Origin of the sequence: Limosilactobacillus sp. (assembly GCF_041859915.1) — a bacterium.
GTDB lineage: Bacteria > Bacillota > Bacilli > Lactobacillales > Lactobacillaceae > Limosilactobacillus.
In genome coordinates this window covers 1-5,363 of record NZ_JBFLGB010000089.1, presented here as the reverse complement: position 1 = coordinate 5,363, position 5,363 = coordinate 1, and the positions used below count along the sequence as shown (strand labels likewise).

Below are 5,363 nucleotides of genomic sequence, written 5' to 3'. Positions count from 1 at the left end.
TTATCCTTTCTTCAGTGTCCTTAAACCTTTAGGGTAATAATTTTTTATAACACCGTTATTCGCGATTTTTCCAAAACTAAAAATTAAATTATGACAACTAATCAATACAAAACCACGAAGATCGCTGTCAACTTTAACCGCCGGCTTTGCGCAGCGCGGCAAGCACGCGCTCGCGAGTGAGGGGTTCGGGGGCAGTGGGAGGGCGCTTGGGCATCACGGACAATTGCCCGACCCAAAGCAACACGCTGTCTTTGACCACCAGATAGTTCAACTGGTTTTTTATCTAAGTAATCTTGCAAACCTAAGATATCAGCAGCGTGGTTAAGAAATAAGTTTGCACTATTCAAAGATGAGAAGAAATTAGTAGCAGCTATCTTAGATAAATTTAATTTACCAAGTGAACTTAATGATTGGCCCAAGCGAGTTTTAGTTAGAAAGCAGCACGTGTTTATTCCTGCTCTCACTGGTAACAGTTAGATGGGCTGAAAATATTAAGTAATGGCTTAGAGCTAGGAATCTTAAAGAAGAAACGCTTTGAAGGCATCCCTGGCCGATAGTAGGCTTGCATGGCCGAATCGGATTTTGGAGCAATTGCCAGCATGATTGTGGCCATTGCGACGTGAGTACTGGCCCGGGGGAGACCGATCTCAAGCGCAGTATTAGCTAAATTAATCACCTGGTTCACCTTTTCGGGATCAGCCAAGCCAACATCCAGTGCGGCAGAATCTTTAAGCCGCCTGACCACTGATTCAAGATCACCGGATTGCAGAATGACAGCTAAGTAATAAAGGGCTGCATCTGCATCGGAGCCTTCAATGGAATCTTGAAAAGCTGATAAATAGTCATAATGCTTAGTAGCATCCTTATCAAAGGCAAAGTGTTGGTTACGGGCAAACTGTTCAATTTCTACCATTGTCAACTCATCTGGATGCATGGCGTGAAGGGTGTCCAAAATATTCAGCGCCACCCGGACATCTCCATTACCACTATTGGCAATCGCATGGGCTTGGTCATGGGGCAGGTCAAAATGAAGATAGTCCCGAGCTGCCCGAACTAAAACCGGCTCAATTTCGTCTGCCGAGATCGGATGGAATTCAAAGATTTGGCACCGCGAGCGAATCGCCGGCTGGATGGCCATAACCGGATTTTCGGTCGTCGTCCCAACTAACAGGATGTGGCCATTTTCTAAATAAGGTAGGAGATAATCCTGGATGGGTTTCGTCAGCCGATGAATTTCATCCAGAAGCAAGACGAACGTTTCTGTCGGGTGCTTACCAACTAGTTTTTGCAGTTGACTTTTGTTTTGAATTGAAGCGTTGAATTTTTCAAACGGCAGTTGAAGAGTTTTTGACATCACATAGGCCAAAGTTGTCTTCCCGCAACCTGGTGGTCCCCACAAGAGTAGACTCATCGGAATATGTTGAGTAATGATTTGATACAGTGGTTTGCCTGGAGCCAAAAGGTGGCGCTGACCCACCATCTGGTCCAAGGTTGTCGGTCGCATCAGGTCCGCCAACGGTTGTTTAATCGCCATCATCACTTACCCCTTTCTTAATTATTCATACTTATTAATAATAAGAAATGTTAAGCAAAAATGCGAACAATTACATTAACTTCCTCTAAACAAGGTTAAAAGGGGGTATGAATAAATTTTCGTATTATGGATTATTAAATTTCAATGCTAGGCAGCAGATAATTCAATAGTTACTAAAAGCTTAGGACCAACTAATTTTATTAGCACTCATAATTTCAACAATATCCGTCATTAATCTTAATTTCGTTTACTATATTTGCATAAATATGAAAATATCATTAGTATTATCATATATGCTTTTAATATTTTCATAAAAGAAGGAATTAAATGAAGAAAAAACAAACGAATAATGATTCTCATCATTTAAAACGAGGACTAACCAACCGTCATGTTCAAATGATCGCCCTTGGTGGAGCAATTGGGACCGGCCTATTCCTCGGTTCCGGTGAATCTATTCACTATGCAGGACCATCAATCCTATTAGGCTATTTCATCACTGGAATAATTTGCTTCTGGATGATGCGGGCGATGGGTGAAATGATGATGACGGACATCAATTTCCACTCGTTTGTCGAGGTTATTCACCGCTACTGGAGCTACCGAGCCAGTTATGTGATCGGCTGGGCTTACTGGGCTAGCTGGATTGCAATCGCCATGGCAGAGCTCACCGCGATGGGCGTCTATATCAAACTCTGGTTGCCCCGATGTCCACAGTGGTTGCCGGGTTTGATTGCCATTGCCATCCTTTTGTGTGTCAATTTAATCACCGTTAAAGCCTTTGGTGAAGTGGAATTCTGGTTTGCACTCATTAAAATTGTGGCAATTATTGCTTTGATTCTGATTGGAATTTTCCTAATGGTCTTCCACTATCACACCTCTGCTGGTGTAGCAACGCCAGCTAACCTGGTTGATCATGGTGGCTTCTTTGCTACTAGTGGACTCGATATTTTGCGTTCACTGCCGATGGTTGTCTTTGCCTTTGCCGGCATTGAAATGGTTGGGATGACCTCAGCCGAGACGCAGGATCCCAAAGAAGTAATGCCCAAGGCAATCAATGATATCCCGATTCGAATCCTCATCTTTTACATCGGTTCTTTAGCAGTGATCATGTCAATCTATCCTTGGAATATGCTCAATGCCCATACCAGTCCTTTCGTGATGGTCTTCAAGGATATTGGGATTAGTGGTGCCGCTAATATTGTTAATTTCGTGGTTCTAACTGCGGCGGCTTCGTCTTGTAACAGTGCTCTTTACACTACTGGCCGGATGCTGGCTGGCTTGACCTACACATCACGTCACTCCGCCATTCGAATGATTAGTCATATTTCGCGGTCTCAAGTACCAACCCTGGCGATCATTCTTTCCGCAATTCTGATTACTTTATCATCATTCCTCAATTACCTCGTTCCAGGGAAAGCCTTTAGTCTGATTTCCTCAGTAGCGACAACGAGCTTCCTTTTTATTTGGGGAGCAATTATTATTACTCACCTGAAATTCCGGAAGAAATATCCTAAGAAGAGCTCATTTCGAATGCCACTATCTCCGCTCTCAGACTACATTGTGCTCGCCTTTTTTGCCTTTGTAGCCTTTACAATGCTCCTAAGAAAAGGGACCTTCATTTCCTTGGCGGTAACCTTACTATGGATGCTATTCTTAACCTTGAACAGTCGACACCATAAGGATATTCGGGTTAAAAAATAATATATTATTAAAAGCGCTTGGCAGCAATTAAACTACCAAGCGCTTTACTTTATATCTACTTGAGGCCTTACCTAACCAACACAGTATAGGTGGCAATAAAGGCCAAACTCAGCACTAGTAAAATCATACAGTACCGACCGTTCCAACGCAACGCCACGGTCGCTGAATTGACCCCTAAAATATTGGCGATCACCACCACGATCCCGGCAAATGGTGACATCGTGTAAGACAAGACACTACCAATATTTAACCCTAGAGCCAGTACCAAAGTGGTAAATGGTAAGTGGATTCCCATCATTACTTGGCCAAGAAGAGTTACCGAAGCCAAGGGGTGAATACCAATTAAAGAAAGCAGTACCACTAAAAGTGGGATCAAGATCAACGCTCCCCATGATAAATGAATGATAAAAGGTGAAACTGCTTGACCAATCATTCGGGAAATTGGTGAATGCTCAAAGGCATTGGAAAAAAGGCCAATTGCCACAAAGAACGGGGCAAGACCACCACCACGAAGCAAGCCATTTTGCAGGAAGGCATTAGCAGCTTGCTTAGTCTGTCGATGACTAGTATCGGCACGTTGCAGGATCATTACCCATCCCCAAACAACAATTAATCCGGCCATGGCAACATCGATCATTGCTTCACCTATCTTAAAATGAATAAGAGTAAAAGCAATCGTAAGCAGGGCCACCACCGCCAGGACAATTTGCAATACCCGAGCCAAGGAGTGATTAACATTAGTTTGGTCATGCTGAGTAGTAACACGGCCTTGCATGTAAGAAGCATGCCCTTCCATTAGCCAAACAAGGCCTAGTCCGAGCAGACCAAGAATAAAACTTGGGGCAAATAATCTTTGTAATGGGACACGGGTAATCGTGCTAATCAAGAAAATGGTTGCCGCTCCAGGAGCCCACAAGGTGCCAAGGGTAAAAGAGCGACTAATCGCAACTGAAGAAAATTGCTGGTAATTTTCCCCCAGTCGTTGTTTAATCGTTGGCCCTAATACCGAATAGATGATTGGAACTGTTCCCATTGAAAGAATACTCGAAAGTAAAAAAGTAATTAGCATAATGAAGCCAAAAAAGCCCCGATTAGTCGGCAACTTTCCATTTACCAAGGCAATAATCGAATCTTGATAGTGACCAATGGTAATTGGCATCGTAAACAACTGCATCACGATTAGCAAGACAATCAAATTATCCATCGAGTTGATTGCATTACACGTCATCAGAAAAGGAAAATGACTCAAAACGGCAATTAACAAGCCGAGAAGAAAGAAGATCCCGGTTGCCCACTTAAATGCCGTGCCAAGGTGATGAAAGCCAGCTACCAACACCAATAAAGAAACAATCGCCAAGACCCCGGCAGTTTGTTTAGGCCAAATTAGACCCACTAAACTACCGATAACCAACAAGATTAACAGTCCACGTTCGATTTTATTAACCATCACTAGTTTCATTTTTACCACTTATTTAAATGCCCGTGCTTTGATAACCAAGCTTGCCTTAGCCAATACATTATCGACCAATTCATCACGGAAATCGTTATAAAAGAAACGGTTAGCAATGTTCATCGGCCGTCGTAATGCATAAACGGTCAATGTGTAACGGTGCGGTTTGTCCGGCAGCATCGGACCGGCATAGTGACTGATGACGTACTGGTCGTCCTGGTCATAAAAGCGTGAACTCCAACTGTTTATCCCCTGCGGCCCCTTAAAAGTACTACTGAAATCTTCTGCAATGCTTTCCGTTGGCAGGTTAGCCGCCAACCAATGAATAAATGGAAAACCGGTCCGGGGAACCGCATCATAATCAATTAAAGACAGAGCTAAGCCCGCTGCCGCTTGGGGAATTTCAGTCACTTTAACAGGAAAAGAGATTACTGGTTGGCCAGCTCTTTTGACTTGGGCATACTTAGAATACTTATCTAGTAAGAAACCGTCTTTTGACGTTGGGACTGTCAATTGCATATTCGTTCTTCCTTTCTAGTGAACTACTCGGTCATAAATGACCGAGCTTCTGGGAACACGAAGTAGTATTTAGGATCTTGCACGTGTATTCACGCTACCTAACTTACAGAACTCCGTTCTTTTACCAAGGCTAGTTCCTAGCCAACGGCTTTTAATCCT

4 protein-coding genes and 3 pseudogenes are annotated in these 5,363 nt (G+C 43.3%); 2 read left to right on the top strand and 5 right to left on the bottom strand.

Going from position 1 to position 5,363, the window contains the following annotated elements; all coding sequences use genetic code 11:
- Together ACEYV4_RS09045 and ACEYV4_RS09040 are read right to left on the bottom strand one after the other, a co-directional pair.
- Positions 1–138 (bottom strand): annotated as a pseudogene (locus ACEYV4_RS09045) (hypothetical protein); the annotation flags it as partial.
- Positions 139–209: 71 nt separating this feature from the next.
- Positions 210–326 (bottom strand): annotated as a pseudogene (locus tag ACEYV4_RS09040) (sugar ABC transporter ATP-binding protein); the annotation flags it as partial.
- A 156-nt stretch (positions 327–482) separates the two neighbouring features.
- Here ACEYV4_RS09040 and ACEYV4_RS09035 point away from each other — a divergent pair.
- On the top strand, positions 483–557 hold the full coding sequence (locus ACEYV4_RS09035; protein ID WP_373842963.1) for a hypothetical protein: 75 nt from the start codon (positions 483–485) through the stop codon (positions 555–557).
- An 8-nt stretch (positions 558–565) separates the two neighbouring features.
- Here the strand turns inward: ACEYV4_RS09035 and ACEYV4_RS09030 are convergent.
- Positions 566–1,504 (bottom strand): annotated as a pseudogene (locus ACEYV4_RS09030) (AAA family ATPase); the annotation flags it as partial.
- Between the two features lie 357 nt (positions 1,505–1,861).
- On the opposite strand from ACEYV4_RS09030, the gene ACEYV4_RS09025 reads away from it, so the two are divergent.
- Positions 1,862–3,235: an amino acid permease gene (locus ACEYV4_RS09025; RefSeq protein WP_373842962.1), complete on the top strand. Its 1,374-nt coding sequence runs from the start codon at positions 1,862–1,864 to the stop codon at positions 3,233–3,235.
- A 67-nt stretch (positions 3,236–3,302) separates the two neighbouring features.
- On the opposite strand, the gene ACEYV4_RS09020 is transcribed toward ACEYV4_RS09025, so the two are convergent.
- Together ACEYV4_RS09020 and ACEYV4_RS09015 are read right to left on the bottom strand one after the other, a co-directional pair.
- Complete coding sequence (locus tag ACEYV4_RS09020) at positions 3,303–4,703, bottom strand: hypothetical protein (protein ID WP_373842961.1); 1,401 nt, start codon at positions 4,701–4,703, stop codon at positions 3,303–3,305.
- The gene (locus ACEYV4_RS09015; RefSeq protein WP_373842960.1) at positions 4,704–5,204 is read right to left on the bottom strand and encodes a YbhB/YbcL family Raf kinase inhibitor-like protein; all 501 of its coding nucleotides are present in this window, start codon (positions 5,202–5,204) and stop codon (positions 4,704–4,706) included.
- Positions 5,205–5,363 lie beyond the last annotated feature (159 nt).